General features: G+C 70.0%; 13 protein-coding genes. 7 read left to right on the forward strand and 6 right to left on the reverse strand.

From position 1 onward, the window contains the following. Positions 1-173: 173 nt before the first annotated feature. Positions 174-1,190 (forward strand): hypothetical protein, encoded by a 1,017-nt coding sequence (locus ABD287_RS12880; protein ID WP_344172625.1) that lies wholly within the window; start codon positions 174-176, stop codon positions 1,188-1,190. Positions 1,191-1,309: 119 nt separating this feature from the next. Here ABD287_RS12880 and ggt read toward each other — a convergent pair whose 3' ends face one another. Beyond that, a complete protein-coding gene (ggt, locus tag ABD287_RS12885; RefSeq protein ID WP_344172723.1) occupies positions 1,310-3,127 on the reverse strand; it encodes a gamma-glutamyltransferase in 1,818 nt (605 codons plus the stop codon). A 208-nt stretch (positions 3,128-3,335) separates the two neighbouring features. Here ggt and ABD287_RS12890 point away from each other — a divergent pair, with 208 nt between their 5' ends. From ABD287_RS12890 to ABD287_RS12900, 3 genes are all read left to right on the forward strand, one after another. Further along, positions 3,336-4,256, forward strand: a complete 921-nt coding sequence (locus tag ABD287_RS12890) for a hypothetical protein (protein WP_344172627.1) — start codon at positions 3,336-3,338, stop codon at positions 4,254-4,256. 77 nt (positions 4,257-4,333) lie between these two features. Beyond that, positions 4,334-5,326, forward strand: a complete 993-nt coding sequence (locus ABD287_RS12895; protein ID WP_344172725.1) for a diguanylate cyclase domain-containing protein — start codon at positions 4,334-4,336, stop codon at positions 5,324-5,326. Next, positions 5,323-7,686 carry a putative bifunctional diguanylate cyclase/phosphodiesterase gene (locus ABD287_RS12900; RefSeq protein WP_344172629.1) on the forward strand — a complete coding sequence of 788 codons (2,364 nt, stop codon included), beginning with the start codon at positions 5,323-5,325 and terminating at the stop codon, positions 7,684-7,686. The genes ABD287_RS12895 and ABD287_RS12900 overlap by 4 nt, the downstream gene beginning before the upstream one ends. 11 nt (positions 7,687-7,697) lie before the next feature. Here the strand turns inward: ABD287_RS12900 and ABD287_RS12905 are convergent, their stop codons facing one another. Genes ABD287_RS12905 through ABD287_RS12925 form a run of 5 tightly spaced genes read right to left on the reverse strand, consistent with a single transcriptional unit; the run spans position 7,698 to position 14,727 of the window. Further along, positions 7,698-9,200 carry an ATP-binding protein gene (locus ABD287_RS12905; protein WP_344172631.1) on the reverse strand — a complete coding sequence of 501 codons (1,503 nt, stop codon included), beginning with the start codon at positions 9,198-9,200 and terminating at the stop codon, positions 7,698-7,700. Continuing rightward, positions 9,197-10,282, reverse strand: a complete 1,086-nt coding sequence (locus ABD287_RS12910) for an S-(hydroxymethyl)mycothiol dehydrogenase (protein ID WP_344172633.1) — start codon at positions 10,280-10,282, stop codon at positions 9,197-9,199. Before ABD287_RS12910 ends, ABD287_RS12905 begins: the two co-directional genes overlap by 4 nt. Before the next feature lie 34 nt (positions 10,283-10,316). Continuing rightward, on the reverse strand, positions 10,317-11,354 hold the full coding sequence (fgd, locus tag ABD287_RS12915; protein ID WP_344172636.1) for a glucose-6-phosphate dehydrogenase (coenzyme-F420): 1,038 nt from the start codon (positions 11,352-11,354) through the stop codon (positions 10,317-10,319). Continuing rightward, positions 11,354-12,373 carry an aspartate-semialdehyde dehydrogenase gene (locus ABD287_RS12920; RefSeq protein ID WP_344172638.1) on the reverse strand — a complete coding sequence of 340 codons (1,020 nt, stop codon included), beginning with the start codon at positions 12,371-12,373 and terminating at the stop codon, positions 11,354-11,356. Before ABD287_RS12920 ends, fgd begins: the two co-directional genes overlap by 1 nt. Before the next feature lie 44 nt (positions 12,374-12,417). Beyond that, on the reverse strand, positions 12,418-14,727 hold the full coding sequence (locus ABD287_RS12925; RefSeq protein WP_344172640.1) for a sensor histidine kinase: 2,310 nt from the start codon (positions 14,725-14,727) through the stop codon (positions 12,418-12,420). A gap of 227 nt (positions 14,728-14,954) precedes the next feature. Here ABD287_RS12925 and gsmA point away from each other — a divergent pair, with 227 nt between their 5' ends. The 3 genes from gsmA (at position 14,955) to ABD287_RS12940 (ending at position 18,130) form a co-directional block, all read left to right on the forward strand. Next, complete coding sequence (gene gsmA, locus ABD287_RS12930) at positions 14,955-16,040, forward strand: sporangiospore maturation cell wall hydrolase GsmA (RefSeq protein ID WP_344172642.1); 1,086 nt, start codon at positions 14,955-14,957, stop codon at positions 16,038-16,040. 1,083 nt (positions 16,041-17,123) lie between these two features. Continuing rightward, positions 17,124-17,249 (forward strand): hypothetical protein, encoded by a 126-nt coding sequence (locus ABD287_RS12935; RefSeq protein ID WP_344172727.1) that lies wholly within the window; start codon positions 17,124-17,126, stop codon positions 17,247-17,249. Further along, positions 17,198-18,130, forward strand: a complete 933-nt coding sequence (locus tag ABD287_RS12940; protein WP_344172644.1) for an XRE family transcriptional regulator — start codon at positions 17,198-17,200, stop codon at positions 18,128-18,130. The genes ABD287_RS12935 and ABD287_RS12940 overlap by 52 nt, the downstream gene beginning before the upstream one ends. The last annotated feature ends 202 nt before the right edge of the window (positions 18,131-18,332 follow it).

Raw genomic sequence — 18,332 nt, forward strand, 5'->3', positions numbered from 1 at the left:
TGATTGTTCCCTCGTGATAGCCGGGAGACCCTTTGTGGCAAATCTGGGACTTGACCGGCAATGTCGAGTGCGGTTGTGCCGGTCAGGGCACCCAGACCGTTCGGTGGATACGCAGCTCGCGTTACTGAGCGTGAACATTAAGCGTCCATCGCTACCCCTCCCCGGGAGCTCTTATGAAGTCCTTGGCACGTCTCAGCGCCGGCTTGGCCGGCCTCATGCTCGGCGGCGTATCCGCAGTGGTCCTCGCGGCGCCCGCATCCGCGGCCACCGGCCCGAAACTGGGTGGGGTCGTCTCATCACTGCTCGGCGGCGGGTCGTCCTACGGCAACTCCGGCCACGGCGGCGGCAACTACGGCGGATCCGGCGGTGGCGGTAGCTACGGCTGGTCCGGCGGCGGCAACTACGGCGGTGGGTCCGGCTACGGCTCGGGTAACTCCGGCAACTGCGGCACGCTTCAGATCCTCGCGTCCCTCGGATTGGACATGAGCTTCGGCAAGCACATGTCCATGTACGACATGCCCGACAAGGGCTCGCTCGACGAGGTCACCGCTGAGGTTGACGTGAACGGCGACGGCCGGGTCGACAAGAAGATCAAGGTCGGCAAGAACCGGCTCCAGGGCAAGCGCATGCATGACGGCATCTGGGGTGGCCAGAGCGTCGTCAACGGCAAGAAGAAGTTCTGGCTCGCCAGCAGCAGCAAGTCCATAACGATCGTCAAGTCCTACGCCACCATCTGCGGCGGTATCACGATGCGGATTCTCATGAACTGCATCTGTGGGTACGGCGTCATCGGTGGCGGTGGGAACCATGGCGGCAAGCCCAATCCGAGGCCGACCGTCACTCCGACGCCGGGCGACGACGACTGCAAGGGCCAGTGGCGCGACGGCAAGTGGCGCCCCGGAAAGTGCGACAACAACGGAAACCACGGCAACAACGGTTGCGACCACCGGAACAACGGCAACAACGATTGCGACAACGGGAACAACGGCAACGAGAACTACAGCGGCGGGAACAACGACGGGGATGACGACGGGAACAACGGCGGCGGCGACAACGACGTCACGCTTCCGGTCACCGGCGGCGCGCTCGGCGGTGTGGTCGGCGCCGGCGTGATGCTCGCCTCGGCCGGTGGCCTGGCCATCGTCATCACCCGACGTCGCCGGCAGGCGCTGCTGACCGACCTGGCCTGACCCGGCCGACACAATATTCACCCGACGACCCGGCATTCCTCAAGCACAGACGGCGCACGACCCGATATCGGGTCGTGCGCCGTCTGTGAAGCCTGGCCGAACGAGGACCGGAGGCGCTGTCAGCGGGGGCGGACCACCGCGGCCGCTCCGCCGCCACGGCGCGCCGGCTCGGCGGCAGCCAACATCCGCCCGTCCCGCCACAACTCCACCGCGGCCACCGCGCCGATCTCCGGACGGAGCTCGAAACGGTGTCCGAGAGCCGTCAACGCCGTCGCCTCCGGGGTAGCCAGGAACTCGGCCTCGGCCGGCGCGACCGCGGTGTTGCGTTGGGTGACCCGGGGCGCGGCAAGCGCCGCTGGAAGATCCATCCCGAGGTCCAACCGGCTCACCAGAACCTGCAGAACCGTTGTGATGATCGTCGATCCACCGGGGGTGCCCAGCGCCAGGATCGGGCGACCGCGGTCGGCGACGATGGTCGGCGCCATCGAACTGCGCGGACGCTTGCGCGGACCAGGAAGGTTCGGGTCAGCCGCGTCGCCCTGGGTGCCGGTGAAGTTGAAATCGGTCAGCTCGTTGTTGAGCAGGAAACCCCGACCGGGGACGACGATGCCCGACCCGCCGGTCTGCTCGATGGTGAGCGTGTAGGCCACGACATTGCCCCACCGGTCGGCGGTCGTCAGGTGGGTGGTGCTCTGCCCTTCGGTCGGGGACCCGGCCGGGCGGGCGCTGGCGCAGCCGCCCGGCCGGGCGTTCGGGTCGCCGGGGCCCACCGGCTTGGGCAGCGCCCTGGCCGGGTCGATGAGGCAGGCGCGGTCAGCGGCGTACCGGTCGCTGACCAGCCGGCGGACGGTCCGCCGGCTGGCGCCGTCGCCGATGTGGCGGTTGCGGTCGGCGAACGCGAGCGCCCCGGCCTCCAGGTACCGGTGCAACGCCTGGGCCCGCGGCAGGCCACGCAGCTTCCCCCGCTCCAGGATGTTGAGCGCCTCCCCCACGGCCACGCCGCCAGAGGACGGCGGCGCCATGCCGTAGACGTCCAGGCCGCGGTAGTCGGAGCGGGTGGGCGCCGGCCGACGGACCCGGTAGCCGGCCAGGTCGGCGGCGGTGATGGCGCCAGGCCGGATGAGGTGGGGCCAGTGGGGTCGCTCGGCGGCCAGCGGCGGACGGTTGACGGCGGCTACGACATCGCCGCCGATCGGGCCCCGGTAGAACTCGCCGACTCCCCGCCTGGCGATCTGCCGATAGGTGGCCGCGAGGTCCGGGTTGCGGTGGACGCTGCCGACCTCTGGCGGCGCGCCGCCCGGCAGGTACAGGTCGCGGGTCGAGGAGAACTGGCCGAACTCGGTGAGGTTCTCCGCGACATGGGCACGGAACATGGCGTCGACCACGAAGCCGCCGTCGGCAACGCCGATCGCCGGCCGCAGCAGCGACGACAACGGCCGGGTTCCCCACCGGCGGGCCGCGTCGCGCCAGGTCGCCAGCGTGCCCGGGACGCCGACCGACAGCCCGCTCACCCGCGCCTCGGCGAAGTCGTACGGGGCGCCGGTCGCCGGATCGATGAAGTGCGTGGCGGTCGTGGCGGCCGGCGCCGACTCGCGACCGTCGATCGAGTGAACAGCCCGGCGGCGGGCGTCGTAGTACAGGAAGAAGCCGCCGCCGCCGATCCCGGCCGAGAACGGCTCGGTGACCCCGAGCGTGGCGGCGCTGGCCACCGCCGCATCGACGGCGTTCCCGCCCCGGCGCAGCACCTCCAGCCCGACGGCAGTGGCGGTCGGGTCGACCGTCGAGACGGCGCCCCCGTAGCCGACGGCGGTGGGCTGGCGGTCTGGCTCCGCGGCCGCCCCGGCGGCGGGCGCGACCGTGCTCGGAGCGGCGGGCGTGGGGGCGGCGCTTGCGGGCGCGGCCGTGGCGATCAGCGCGACGACCAACGCCGACGCCATCGCGGCCCCGCCCCCGGCCCCGGCCGACGCTCGCCTGGCCGCTGTCAGTGTGCTCACCGGTGGTCCTCCCCAGCTGTCGGTTAACTCCCGCCTCTGCCTACCTGCCCAGGTTGCCAAAGGCAAGGATTCCGCCGACGCGGCGCTGGCGTTCCCAATCCCTCAGCCGCGAGGCGGTCGGCGCCGATGGCTGAGAGGAAGGGAGGCGCGGGTGCCCCAGTATTCACGCACACAGATGCCACCCCGGACGGTCCGGGCGTGGTCCCTCGCGCGCGCCTCCTCGTGGCGGGGGAAGGCGCTGGCCGGCTACGTGCTCATGATGATCGTCAGCACCACGGTGTTCATCGCCGGGGACTGGCGGCCCGAAGAGCTGACCGGCGTCTTCTGGGTGAGCATCGGGCTGCTCGACATGGTCCTGGCCGCCGCGTCCTGGCTGGTCCTTCGCCGGCTGGACCCCGGACCGGCGCGTCGGTTCTGGCGTTCGATGACGGTGGCCGGGGCGGCCATCCTCCTCGGCGATGTCGGGCGGGGCGTCACCGCCAACGGCAGCTCCGAGCACGCCCGCGCGCTGATGGCGAACGTCCAACCAGTGATGATGGCGGTCGGCGTCCTCGCCGTCGTCGCCACCATGCTCGTCTATCCGATGGGGCCCCGGACCCGCCGGGAACGGGTCGCGTTCTGGCTCGACACCGCCACCGTGCTCGTCGGGGCTGGCGTGTTCGTGTGGTTCCTCGGGGTCAATAGCCGCGCCGTCACCAACACCGACATCGCGCTGGCGCTCGCCGCGGCGGCCCTGCTGCTCGTGGCGGCGTTCGCCGGCATCCGGGTGATCTTCGCGGAGCGCCCGCCGACCCTCCGGGCGCGGCGCTCCTCTTCATCGCCTCCTGCGCTGTCGAGGGCGTCGCCGGGACCTACCTGCCGCTACCGGACCTGGACCACCGCCTCGGCTCCGGCCTTGAGCTGGCGATCCGGCTCACCCCGGGCCACCTGGTCACCCTCGGCGTGCTGGTCCAGCTCTGGCGGGTCACCGACGGTGTCCCGACCCAGGCCCGCCGCCGGGTCGGCAGCCGCCGGTACAGCGCGCTGCCGTACGCCATGGTGGTGGGGGTGTTCGGACTGTTGCTGCACGTGATGCTCAACGGTCTGGGCGCCAACGCCCTGGACACGCGCGCCCTCGGCGTCCTCGTCGGCGCCCTGGCGATCGTCGGCATGGTCGTGGCGCGCCAGCTGGTGGCGTTCGCCGACAACGCGCGACTGCTGGCGAAGGTGGACGACAGCCTGGCCGAGCTGCAACGCCACGAGCGCCGGCTCAGCTCCCTGCTACGGCACTCCTCCGACATCACGACGGTCATCGACGCCGCCGGGTGTTTCAGCTACGTGAGCCCGGCCGTCACCCGGGTCCTGGGCTACCGCGTGGAAGAGCTTGTCGGGCAGCAGTCGACGACGTTCCTGCACCCGGAAGACCGGGCCGAGGTGCAGTCCCAGCTGCGGGAAGCGAACGCGACGCCCGGCGCCACCGTCACCTACCAGGCCCGCTACCGGCACGCCGACGGCAGTTGGAGCTGGCTGGAGGTCATCACCACGAACCTTCTCGACCAGCCGGACGTCGCCGGCATGGTGAGCAACTCGCGCGAGGTGACCGAGGCACGCCAGCTTCAGGAGCGGCTGCGGCACCAGGCTCAGCACGACCCGCTGACGCAGCTGGCGAACCGGGCGCTGTTCACCGAGCGGCTCCAGGCGGCAACTCGGCAACGCCGGCACGACGACGGCACGGTCACCGTTCTCGTCATCGATCTGGACGACTTCAAGAGCATCAACGACACCCTCGGCCACCACGCCGGAGACACCGCCCTCATCGCCGTCGCCGACCGTCTCCAGGGAAGCATCCGGGCCACCGACACCGCCGCCCGCCTCGGCGGCGACGAGTTCGCGGTGTTGCTTCCCCAGACGACCGCGGGGGAGGCGACCCTGGTCGCCCAGCGCTTCATCACCGCGTTGGAGCGCCCGGTGACGGTCGACGGCCAACGGCTGCGCCTACAGTGCAGCATCGGCGTGGCCGCGCTCTCGTCCGACGACGACACCGACCCTGACGTGCTGCTGCGCCGCGGCGACTCGGCGATGTACGTCGCCAAGCAGCAGGGCAAGGGCAGGTTCGTGGTCCACAGCGCGGAGGCTCCCACGGACAGGGCGGCGCCGGCATGAGCGGGGTGCTGGACTTCCGGGCGAACCGGGTGGTCGTGGCGACCTCGACGATCACGGCCGTGTACCTGGCGTGGGCGGCGCTGCGGGTGGGCGGCGCGGCAGTGCCGATCGAGCTGGCGTGGGCGACCACGCTGCCGGTCGGGGCGTTGGCCTCGTGGGCGTGTTGGCGTGCCGTGCCGGCGGACGCCTACCCGGCGGCGCGCCGCTTCTGGCGGCATATGGGCATCACGACCGGGCTCCTGTCCGTCGGCGGGGCGACCAACGCGTACGCGGTGGTGGTCGCCGCGCACGGGCGGGAGACTCTCAGCGCCACCGCGGCGGGCCAGATCGTCCAGGTGCCCGAGGCGACGCTGGCGATCTACGCGATGGCCCTGCTCATGCTCATGTGGGCGTTGCTGCGGCTGCCCAGCCGGGCCCAGTTGACAGCCGAGGCGAGGCGACGCTTCGTGCTCGACGCCGCGATCGTGATGTTCACCACTGGCGTTTTCGTCTGGTACCTGTCATTCCGACACTTCGGCGACTGGGCCGGGATGATCAGTTCCCGGGTCGCCCCCACGCTCGGCGTCATCGCGTTGGGCTTCATCGGCGGCTTCGCCTTCCTCAAGATCGCGCTGCTGGGCGCCCGGGCGGTTGACACGCCCGCGATGCGTCTGCTGGCCGTCGCGGCGTCCGTCGGGGCCACCACCGGCGCCGCCGGGCCCTGGCTAGCGCAGATCACCCCCAGCCTCGCGGCGACGATCTCCCTGGCGCCGACCGCGCTGCTCATCACGCTGGCCGCCGACCGTCAGCGCCGGGCCGCCGGCGCCCCGCAGCCGGCCACCGAGCCGCCCCGGCGGCTGTTCAGCTTCGTTCCGTATCTGGCCGTGGCCGCCGTCGATGGCCTGCTGATGGTGACCGCCGCCCGCCGCGACGATGACGTCATCATCAGCGCGGTGGCCGCGGTGCTCCTGACGGCGGCCGTCGTGTACCGGCAGATCAGCGCGCTGTCGGAGAACAACCGTCTGCTCAACCGGGTCGACGCCACCGTCCGGGAGCTGCGGGACACCCAGGCCCAGCTGGCCCACCAGGCGCAGCACGACAGCCTCACCGGCCTGGCGAACCGGCGGCTGTTCGAGCAGCGGGTCGCGGAGGCCGGAGCGTCGGCGGTCCCGTCCAGCGTGGTGCTCATCGACCTCGACGACTTCAAAGTGATCAATGACCGGTTGGGGCACGTCACCGGGGACTCGCTGCTGGTGGCCGTCGCCCAACGGTTGCGTGCCTGCGTGCGCAGCGACGACACCGTGGCCCGGTTCGGCGGCGACGAGTTCGCCCTGCTCCTGCCCGGGGTGTCGGCGACCGACGCGATCGACGTGCTCGACCGGATCGCCACCGCGCTGGAGCGGCCGGTCTCGGTGAGCGGCCTCGACCTGCTGGTGGGCTCGAGCATCGGCGTCGCCGACGCGGCCGGCGACCTGGACGCCATCGAGCTGCTACGCCGCGCCGACCTGGCCATGTACGCGGCCAAGTCCGGGGGCAAGGGCCGGCACGCCCGGTACGACGCGACCCTGGACGAACGTGCCGCCACCGACGCGCAGATGGGGGCGGACCTGCGACTGGCCCTGGACCGCGGCGAGTTCCACCTGTTGTTCCAGCCGGTGGTGCAACTGCCCGACGGCGTGCCGGCCGGCGCCGAGGCGCTGGTCCGGTGGACGCACCCGTCCCAGGGCATGGTCCCGCCGGACGTCTTCATCGCCGCCGCCGAGCGCACCGGGCTCATCGTGCCGCTGGGCAGCTGGATCCTGCGGGAGGCGTGCCGGCAGGCGTCGCTGTGGCTTCGGCGCGACGGCGCCAGCCAACCATGGCGGGTCGGGGTGAACATCTCGGCGCGGCAACTGCGCGAGCCGGGCTTCGCCAGCCAGGTCGCCGAGGCGCTGCGGGAGTCCGGGCTCACCGCCGACCGGCTGACCGTGGAGGTCACCGAGACCGCCGTCTTCGAGAACGGACCGGCGGTGGAGGCGCTCACGGCGATCTCGCACCTCGGCGTCTCGGTTGCCCTGGACGATTTCGGCACCGGGCACTCCTCGCTGGGTCTGCTGCGCACCACCCCGGTCGACATCCTCAAGGTGGACAAATCGTTCATCGACGGCATTCCTGGCCGGGAAGAGGAGTCGATCATCGCGACGGCGATGCTCCAGATCGCCGAGGGCCTGCACCTGGGCACCGTCGCCGAGGGCGTGGAGACACGCGCCCAGGTCGAGCGACTGCACCAGCTCGGGTACCGGCTGGCGCAGGGCTACTACTTCGACAAGCCGCTGCCGGCGACCGAGATGGGCGCGAAGCTGGCCGCCGCTGCCAACCACAGCGCCATCTCCGCCGCCTGACGCCGCCGGCGTCAGCGCTCGTCAAGGCGACGACGCACCGCCGACAACAACTCGTCCCGGCTGAACGGCTTGGTGAGCAGGGTGACGTCCGCGGCCAGGGTGCCCCGGGACGCCAGCACCGGCGGGGCGTACCCGGACACGTACAGCACCCGGGTTCCCGGCCGGGTGAGCGCCAGCCGCCCAGCCAGCTCCCGGCCCTGGATCCCCGGGAGCACCACATCGCTGACCAGCAGCTGGATCGGGCCCGCATGGGCCAGCGCCAGCTCCAGAGCCGCCGCCCCGTCGGCGGCCAGCAGGACCCGGTAGCCGGCGGAGCGCAGGGTGCGCGCCGCGACATCACGCAGCGCCTCGTCGTCCTCGACGAACAGGATGGTCTCAGCTGACGGCGCCGACGACGGCGAGGGCCCGGCTGGCGGCGACTCCTGGGACTGGGCCAGCGGCAGCAGCATGGTGATCGTGGTGCCCGCGCCCAGGGCGGAGTCGATGCTCACCTCGCCGCCGGCCTGGGTGACCGCGCCGAAGACCGTGGCCAGCCCCAGGCCGGCGCCCTCGCCGCGAGGTTTGGTGCTGTAGAACGGCTCGAACGCCCGTTCGATGACCTCACGCGGCATCCCGGAACCCGTGTCGGTCACCCGCAGCCGCGCATACCGTCCCGGCGGCCAGCGGCCCTGGTCGTCGGCGGGCAGATCCGTGCGCAGCGTCAGCGTCCCGCCGCCGGGCATCGCGTCGCGGGCGTTGACCGCCAGGTTCATCAACGCCTGACGGAGCTGCTCCCCGTCGGCGAGCACCGCCGGCAGCGGGTCGGACAGCAACGCCCGCACCGCGATGTGCTCGCCCACCGACCGCCGCAGCAACGCCCGGACGTCGCGCACCAACACGTTGAGGTCGATCGGCTCGATCCGGGCCACGTCCCGACGCGCGAACGACAACAGCTGCTGGGTCAGCTGGCTGGCCCGGTGCGCCGCCCGGACCACCTGCTGGGCGTCGGCGGCGATGGCGCCGACGTCCCCGCCGGTCGCGGCCTGCTCGACGACGAACTCGGCGTAGCTGAGGATCACGCCGACAATGTTGTTGAAATCATGGGCGACGCCGCCGGCGAGCTGGCCGAGGCTCTCCCACCGTTGGGCCCGTTGCAGCTGGGCGTCCACCCGGTCCCGTTCGGCGACGGCCCGCAGCCGGCGCTGCTCGGCCTCCGCGGTGAGCCGGTCGCTGATGTCCCGGAGCACCGCGCAGCGCAGCGTCCCGGCCTCACCGACGGTCACCTCCACCGGAACGGTCCCGCCGGCGGCGCGGCGGGCGTCGGTGACCACCGGCACGTCCGCGTCGGCGGACGCCGGCAGCCCGCCGGGGACGAGCGTGCGCACGTCCGCGCCCACGAGCTGGCTCATCGGCTGGCCGAACAGCCGCTCGGCGCGACGGTTCGCGAGCACGACGCGTCCATCGGCGTCAACCGCGATGATCGCGTCGGGCGCGGCCTCCAGGACCGCCGCCAGAGCGGCGTCCCGTCCACTCACAACACCACCACGCTGCGCAGCACGTCGCCCCTGGCCATCCGGTCGAAGGCCGCCGGCACATCGCCCGGCCCGACCCGCTCGGTGACGAACCGGTCCAGCGGCAGCCGGCCCTGGAGATAGAGCGAGATGAGCATCGGGAAGTCCCGCTCCGGGAGGCAGTCGCCGTACCAGGAGGATCTGAGCGTGCCGCCGCGGCCGAACACGTCCAGCAACGACAGGTCGAGGCGCGCCTCGGGTCTGGGCACGCCGACCAGGACGACCGTTCCGGCCAGGTCGCGGGCGTAGAACGCCTGGTGGTAGGTCTGCGGGATGCCGACCGCGTCGATCGCCAGGTCGACGCCGTGGCCGCCGGTCAGCTCGCGGATCGCGGCCACCGGGTCGACGTCGGCGGCGTTGACGGTGTGGGTGGCGCCGAAGTCGCGGGCCCAGTCGAGCTTCCGCTGATCGAGATCGACCGCGATGATCGTGGTGGCGCCGCCGATGACCGCGCCCGCGATGGCGGCGTCGCCGACCCCGCCGCAGCCGAAGACCGCGACGCTGTCGCCGGGGCCGACCTGGCCGGTGTGCAGGGCGGCCCCGACGCCGGCCATCACGCCGCAGCCGAGGAGTCCGGCGACCTCGGGCGCCGCTGCGGCGTCGACGACGGTGCACTGACCGGCCGCCACCAGCGTCTTGTCGGCGAAGGCGCCGATACCCAGCGCCGGCGACAGCGGCGCGCCGTCGACCAGGGTCATCTTCTGGGTGGCGTTATGGGTGGCGAAGCAGCGCTGCGGCCGGCCGCGGCGGCAGGACCGGCAGGCGCCGCAGACGGCCCGCCAGTTGAGCACCACATAGTCCCCGGGGCGCACCTGGGTGACGCCGGGCCCGACGGCCGACACCGTGCCCGCGGCCTCGTGGCCGAGCAGGTACGGAAACTCGTCCCCGATCCCACCCTCCACATAGTGCAGGTCGGTGTGGCAGACCCCGCAGGCGGCGACATCGACGACGGCTTCGCCAGGCCCCGGATCAGGAACGATGATCTCGGTGAGCACAGCGGGGGCGTTCTTGGCGGGGGCGACTACGCCCCGGACCCGGTAGGGCACCGGCGAACCTCCAGAGTCGACGACGACGCCACCATCATGGGGCGCCAGGGCCGACCCTGGTCGCCGCGACCCGCTCGCGCAGCAACGGCAGCACCTGACTGGCGTAGCGGCGCAGGAACCCGGCCTGGTCCGGCCCGGGCGCATGGAACACCAGATGTTGGAAGCCCATCGACAGATACTGACCGACGCGTTCGGCGTGTTCGTCCGGATCGGTCGAGACGATCCAACGGCTGGCGGCCCGATCGACCGGGAGCGCGTCCGCCCGCCGCTGCATCTCGACCGGGTCGTCGACGCCGGTCTTCTCCTCCGGCGTCAGGGCCAGCGCCGCCCAGTGCCGGGTGTCCGCCCGGGCGCGGGCCAGGTCAGGGTCGAACGAGACCTTGACCTCGATCATGCGGTCGAGGTCGTCGACGCGACGCCCGGCCGCCGCGGCGCCGGCGGCCAGCGCGGGCAGCAGGGTCTGGGTATACAGCTGCTCCCCCTTGCCGGAGGTGCAGATGAAGCCGTCGCCGAGACGCCCGGCCAGCCGCGCCGCCACCTGGCCCGACCCGGCCAGGTACAACGGCACGGGCTGGTCGGGACGGTCGTAGACCGTGGCCCGGTCAAGCCGGTAGAACGCGCCGTCGACGCTGACCCGGTCACCGTCCCACAACGCCCTGATGATCTCGACGGCCTCGGCGAGCCGGGCCAGCCGCTCCTTTGGCGCCGGCCACGCCGCGCCCAAAGGGGCCTCATTGAGCGACTCCCCCGATCCCACCCCCAGCGCCACCCGGCCCGGCGCCAGACAGCCGAGCGTGGCGAACGCCTGCGCGATCACGGCCGGGTGGTACCGGAAGGTCGGCGTCAACACGCTCGTGCCGATGACGACCCGGTCGGTGCGGGCCGCCAGCGCCCCGAGCCACGGCAGCGCGGCCGGCGCGTGCCCGTCGGTGTGCCGCCAGGGTTGCAGGTGGTCGCTGACGAGGACCGAGTCAAAGCCGAGGTCCTCGGCCAGCACCCCGAATCCCAGCAACGTGGCCGGGTCGAACTGCTCAGCCGAGGCCTTGTACCCGAACCGGACGGCGTTGCCCATCAGCCGCGCGCCACCAGCTCGGCCAGCTGGACGGCGTTGAGCGCCGCGCCCTTGCGCAGGTTGTCGCCGGAGCAGAACAACGCCAGGCCGTTGGTCACCGTCTCGTCGCGGCGGATCCGGCCGACGAACGTCGGGTCCTGGCCGGCGGCGATCAGCGGGGTGGGCACGTCCACAAGGGTCACCCCGGGCGCCTGGCCCAACAGCTCGGTGGCCCGGGCCACGCTGATCGGGCGCTCGAACCGGGCGTTGAGCTGGAGACTGTGCCCGGTGAACACCGGCACCCGCACGCAGGTGCCGGAGACCAGCAGGTCCGGCAGACCGAGGATCTTGCGGGACTCGTCGCGCAGCTTGCGTTCCTCCTCCGTTTCGCCCGAGCCGTCGTCCAGGAGGGCGCCGGCCAGTGGCAACGCGTTGAAGGCGATCGGCGCGGCAAACGACGACGTCGCCGGGAACTGCACCGCGGATCCGTCATAGGCCAGCGCGCTGGCCTGGTCGCCGGCCTTGACGACCTGCTCGGCCAGCTCGGCGACACCGGCCAGACCAGCGCCGGAGACCGCCTGGTACGTCGACACCACCAGCGCGGTGAGGCCGGCCTCGTCGTGCAGCGGCCGCAGCACCGGCATCGCCGCCATCGTCGTGCAGTTCGGGTTGGCCACGATGCCTTTGGGCCGGTCGGTCAGCGCGCCCGGGTTGACCTCGGCAACCACCAGCGGCACCTGCGGGTCCATCCGCCAGGCTGAGGAGTTGTCGATGACGACGGCCCCGGCCGCGGCGACCGCCGGCGCCAACGCGCGCGAGGTGGCGCCCCCGGCCGAGAACAGCACGATGTCCAGGCCGGTGTAGTCGGCGGAGGCGGCGTCCTCGACAGCGATCTCAATCCCGCGCCAGCTCAGCAGGCGGCCGGCGGAGCGCGCCGAGGCGAACAGGCGCAGCTCGTCGGCCGGGAAGGAACGCTCGTCCAGCAGCTTCAACATGACGGCGCCGACCTGGCCGGTGGCGCCAACGATCCCCACTCTCATGCGGCCAGGCTACCTATCGAGGCAAGCGGCGGCCCGCCGGCCGCTCACGGCCGCTCCGGTCGGACCGGCGCCGTCGGCAGTCGCACCATGAACGTCGTGCCTGGTCCGTCGTCGTCGACGACGGCGATGTCCCCGCCGTGACGCTGGACGATGACGCGGGTAAGGGCCAGGCCCAGGCCGGTGCCCGGGATGCCGCGCTCGTGGGCGGAGGCGCCCCGGAAGAACCGGTTGAACAGGCGACCCCGCTCCGACGGCGGGATGCCGATGCCCCGGTCGGCGACGGTGAGCTCGGCGACTCCGTCGACCGCCCGCAACCGCACCTCGATCCGGCCGCCGTCGGGGCTGTAGTTCACGGCGTTGCTGAGCAGGTTGTCCACCACCTGGCGCAGCCGTATCCGGTCGCCGGTCATCGGCAGCTCGGTGGGGACGTCGCCGTGCAGCTCCACCTGACCGGCCCCCGACCGCACGCCCTCGACGCCCTCAGTGACGATCTCCGCAAGGTCGACCGGCGCCAGCATCATCTCGATGTGGCCAGACTCCAGACCGGCGAGATCGAGCAGATCCTCGACGATGGCGCGCAGGGCGTCGGCGTTGGCCTGGATCCGCCCCAGCAGCTGATCGCGTTCGGCGGCCAGGTCGTCGCCGGCGGCGCGCAGCAACTCGGTCAGCGACGCGATCGAGGTCAGCGGCGTCCGCAACGAGTGTCCGGCCAGGGCGATGAACTCGTCCTTGGTGCGGCTCAGCTCCAAGGCCAGACTCTCGGTTCGCCGACGCTCCAGGAACTGGGCGAGCTGGCCGGCGACCCCGGCGAGCAGCTCCTCGGCCAACGGCTCGACGGTGTCGCTGACGCCGATCGAGCCATAGGAGCGCCCGTGCAGGGCGATCGCGGTCCGGAGGTCGCGGCCGCCCCGGTCGTTCTGGACCGGCGCGGCCGCGCCGGCGGCGCCGATCACCCGGCGACGGCCACTGACGTGGTCCTCAGCCTCGATCACCACCCGAAGGCCGTCGGTGGCGCGCAGCAGCTCGGCGGCGACCGACCCGGCGGCGTCGTCAACGGTGTCGGCGCCGGCCAGCGCCCGCGCCGCGGCGAGATCGCAGTCGCGGAAGCGCTGCCGACGGCGGCGGTCGGTGATCTCGCTCAGGGCGATCACCGCGCCGCGGCGGTCGCCCTGGAAGCCGCGGATCGGACGGCCGTTGACCGAGAAGTAGCGCACCGCGCTGGTGGGCGAGCGCATGACCACCTCAGACTCGGTCAACTCCTCGCCGACGAAGGCGCGCGCCAGCGGTGTGTCCCGCAGGCGCATGGGACGTCCGTCGGAGTGGTAAAGCTCGGGCAGCAGCACGTCTGGGTCGGTGCGGGACCAGACGACCGGGACGCCCATCTCGCGGATCACCTCGTTGGCGAGCACGATCTCGCCGTCGTCACCGAGGGCCAGAACGCCGACATCGAGGCTGTCGAGCAACGCCCGCATGAAGCTGTGTTCGCCCTCGAGCGCTCTCTCGACAGCCACGCGGTCGCTGACGTCGCGCAGGAACGCGAAGAACAGCGCGCCAGTCCCGTTGGTCGTGAGGCCCATGACCATGTCGACGGGAAACTGGCGGCCGTCCCGGTGCGCGGCGGTCACCTGGCGGGAGGCCGGTCCGGTGGCGGCCGCCCCGGCCTCGGCGACCCGCTGCCGCGCTTCGCGCAGCCACTGCCGTTCGGCCGGATCGGCCACCAGCGTGTCAGCGGGGCGGCCGATCGCCTCGGCGGCGCTCCAGCCGAACATGGACTGGGCGGCGGCGTTCCAGGCGACGATCCGGCCCGCCAGGTCCGCGGCGAGGAAGGCGTCAGGAGTGGCGTCAAGGACCGGGCTGAGATCGAGATCCGCCGGCCGGGGACCGGACCGGTCGGCGGCGCCCCAGGCGTCGCCGATGGCGCCGCCGAGGTCGGCGAGGATGTCGCCGAGGTCGGCCGGCCACGTTCGGGCATCCGGCGCGGCGATCCCCAGCACCCCGAGGGGCAGACCGTCCGGGCCTGGGATCGGGACGCCGGCAAACGTCCACGCCTCGGCGGCCGGGTCGCCGGCGGTCCGCTCCTCGTCGAGCCGCAACGGCGCCTCCGCGCGGAGGACGGCGGCGGCTTGGACGTGGAGGCGGGCGACGCGTCCGGCACCGACGCCGACGGCGGCGTGCGCGTCGACGAGCGCCAGCCGTCCGGCCCTCGCGACCCACACCGCCGCCAGCGGAGTGGCCGCTATCCGGGCCGCGAGCCTCGCCCACGGTCGAGCCTCGCCCGGCGCTGTCTGGGCCCGGGCGAGAGGCGATGCGGCGGTTCGCGCGGCGGTAGCCAGGCCGCTCGTCATGTCAGACATCCGCGCCGCGGACCTTGGTGACGTTCATCAATAACAATCTACCTTTTTGTCAACCTTAAAGACGATTTTTTGATCCGGGTTGGGGTGCGAGTCGGTTTCCGACCGGTTGCGCACCGCCGCTTCCGACTCGCGGCAACTGGACCGATACCCAGGGCGAACGACGCCATAACCGACGCCGACCACCGTTGAGTGACTGCCCAAGACCCGGTCACCCGAAAGGTCGTCCCATGAGCCTCCCCCGCTCCACAGCCGCGGGCGTCGTCCTCGTCCTGATTATCCCGGGATCGGCTCTGGTGGCGGTGTCACCGGCAGCCGCCGCCGGCGCGATCAGCGGCGCCGTCTCGGCTAAGAAGGGCACAGCGATGCGGATCTCGCCGACCACCTCCGCCAAGTCGGCGGGGGCGCTACGCAACGGCGCCCGGATGCTCATCGTCTGCTCGATGTCGGGGCAACGGGTCAAGGGCAGCGTCCGCACCACCAGCACCTGGCTCAAGCTGGTCAACGGTCGATACGTGTCCCTGGGGTATGTGAAACCCCAGCGGGTCGTGCCCAAGTGCGTGTCGCCAGCACGGACCTACGCGGGCAAGGTCCGCAGCGCCGACGGACCGGTGCGGCTACGGACCGGCCCGTCGACGATGTTCGCCATCCACTCGACCGTCTCCAACGGCGCGCCGCTCAAGCTCAGCTGCCAGGCGTCCGGCGAGAGAATCGCCGGCAGCAACGGGACGACGACCCAGTGGGACCGGCTCACCGACGGCCGGTGGATCTCGCACGCATATGTGACCACGACGGCGCTGCCGGCGTGCACGTCAACACCGGCGCCGCCCAAGACCCTCACCACCGCCCAGTTCATCGCGATGGCCGCCCCGGGCGCGCAACGCGGTTGGCGGGAGTACGGCGTGCCGCCGTCAGTGACGATCGGGCAGGCGATCCTGGAATCCGGCTGGGGTCGTAGCGCGCTGTCGGCCAACCACAACAACTACTTCGGCATCAAGTGCTTCAACGGAGCGCGTGGGCCGCTGGCCAGCGGCTGCTACTCATACCAGACGTTCGAGTGCAACAAGTCCGGCGCCTGCTGGCCGGAGACGGCCACCTTCCGCACCTACGCGAACCCGACGAACTCGTTCCGCGACCACGGAAACTTCCTCCGGGTCAACAGCAGGTACGCCGGCGCGTTCAAGCACACGCGCAACTCCAACGCGTTCCTCAACGCGATCTGGAAGGCCGGCTACGCCACCGACCCGGCCTACTACACCAAGGTCACGTCCCTGATGAAGGCCCACAATCTGTACAAGTACGATACCTGGAAGTGACAAGTAGTCGTGGTGACCATGCACAACCGCTGGTCAGGACATTGGTTGAGCTTAACTGGATAGGTGCCTGAGATCAGTGTGTGAATACGCCGATCTCAGGCACCTATCCAGTTACGTGGAGCACTCCCCCAAGTCGCCCCGTAAACCTATTCCGCTAACTGATTTCGTAGTCGATATATTGCGGGCACGACATGAAGCAGTAGCACACGAAACCAAGCATGCATGTGACTTCTACCCATTATCGCTTTATGATCGTTTCACTCGCAGCATTAAACGTCACGATATGCGGAAGATCCGGATGGATGATCTTAGGCACTCGTGTATCACCTTGCTGAGGGATCTAGGCGTCGACCCTAAGACCATAAGTGATATTGTTGGGCACTCGAATATCGCCGGACGTTGAAGTTTTACGTTCACTCAGACCAAGACAGGAAGCGGGGTGCGATCGATAGTCTCGGGGACTCTCTGTGACTTGGCGAGAATCGGTCGACTTGACTTTCTCAGTCGTGCCGAGGAAGAATAATAGTCACGGTTGACGGGTTCGCTTCCCAGTGAAATAACCATCCCGGTACGGCCAATTTCCCGTCTTCATACCAGCCGACCCGCGAAAACCTTGATCCGCGTACGGCACCTGTCCAGATCGAAAACAGGCGTCCTTGGGTTGGCAAGTGTGGCGGTGAGAGATTTTAGGAAAGCCTGCCGTGACGCTCAGGACGTTGCCAGTAGCGGGATCGATCATCACTGTCTTTGGCGCGTCGCTGCTGAGAAGGTCTGTGTCAATAGGTTCAGCGGCTTGAACGGCAGTGGCCAATAGGCCGAGCCCAACGGTAGCGACCAGGGCAACAAACGCAGTACGGAACATGATGTTCCTTCACAATAGAGAGATAGATGACTACGGCGGTAGCGGACTCGGGTGATCGGCACTACCGCCGTGCCAGGAGTACCCTGCCTTGAGTGACCCCATGATCACCGCATCGTCACGTATCCACCTGTTTCCAAATCGCCCACGGACCCCCTGACGTGCAGAAACTCGCCCTACAGTTGCGTGAGATCCGTCTTGCCGCTGGACTCACCTACGCGCAGATGGCCGTGCGGAGTAACTTCAGTCGCGGATACCTGTGCAATGTAGAGAGTGGGCGCAGGAAGCCCCGCCGGAAATGGTCCTGGCATACGAGAAGGTGGCGACGGAGATGGATAGACGCTCACTGATCACAGGAACCCTGGCTACCATCGTCGTCCCTTCCGCTGTCGCTGAATTGATCAAGCATGGTTTCAGTTCTGCTCTCAACAAGCGCGCTTCCGTGGAGGAATGGCTGGATAAAACGCAAAACTACGGGACCGGCTACATGCAAGTTGGGGCATCTGAGATGCAATCCCGTCTCGCCTCAGATCTCGTGGTCCTTCAGCAGAACCTTGAACACCCTCAACTGTGGGGCGTAGCAGCACGCTTAATGACTGTGTACGGCAAGACCCTCCCCTCCAACGAGGGGAACTCCGGTGCGATCGAGTGGTATCGACTAGCGGCTGTGCTTGCTGACCGTTCGGAAGATAACGACATGCGGGTCTGGGTACGTGGAAGAGCAGCACTGGCACTGGCATACGAGGGCGCATCACTGAGGTTCGCCAACGATCTCGCCAATCAAGCGATAGGGATCGATGAGAAGCCGTCCCTAGGTAGGCTCAACGCCCTCGTAGCGCGCGCACATGTTGCCGGACACCGAGGGGATACCAAGGAGGCCCTGAAGGCTCTCAGGGCTTCTGAGCGGGTTGCTGACGTAGCCCTGTCGGAAGTGCTGGTGAGTGATTTCGCTGTCCCTGAGTGGCGGTACCACACGTTCACGTCAATGCTGTTGTCCCGTCTCGGTCTCCCTGAGGCAGAACACGCGCAGGACCAGGCGGACCAGACCAGACCTTCTACCCTCCCCCGGTTCGCCACGCACATCGAACTACACAGGGCTCTCATGATGGTCAAGCAAGGCGACAGGGACGCAGGGATCAGCTATGCCCGAACCGCTCTTGACAAGCTGCCACCCGAGAACCGTTCGCTCAGTCTGAAGCTCATGATGAACGAAATCAAGAATACGATTTGATGACATCCGCAACTTGAGCATAAGTCCACCCCTAGGTTTTAGTGAATTGTTTCTAACTTCTTTATAGAAGTTACGATGATCAGCCATTTCCCTTTTAGCTTGAACTTGACTTGCGCTGTTGCAGATGGCGACACCATAGTGAAACCCACCTTCCTCGCCGAATGCTGCTAGCGCCTCATCCGGACCAACGACGGGATCGGTG

The organism is Pilimelia columellifera subsp. columellifera (genome assembly GCF_039532605.1).
Taxonomy (GTDB): domain Bacteria; phylum Actinomycetota; class Actinomycetes; order Mycobacteriales; family Micromonosporaceae; genus Pilimelia; species Pilimelia columellifera.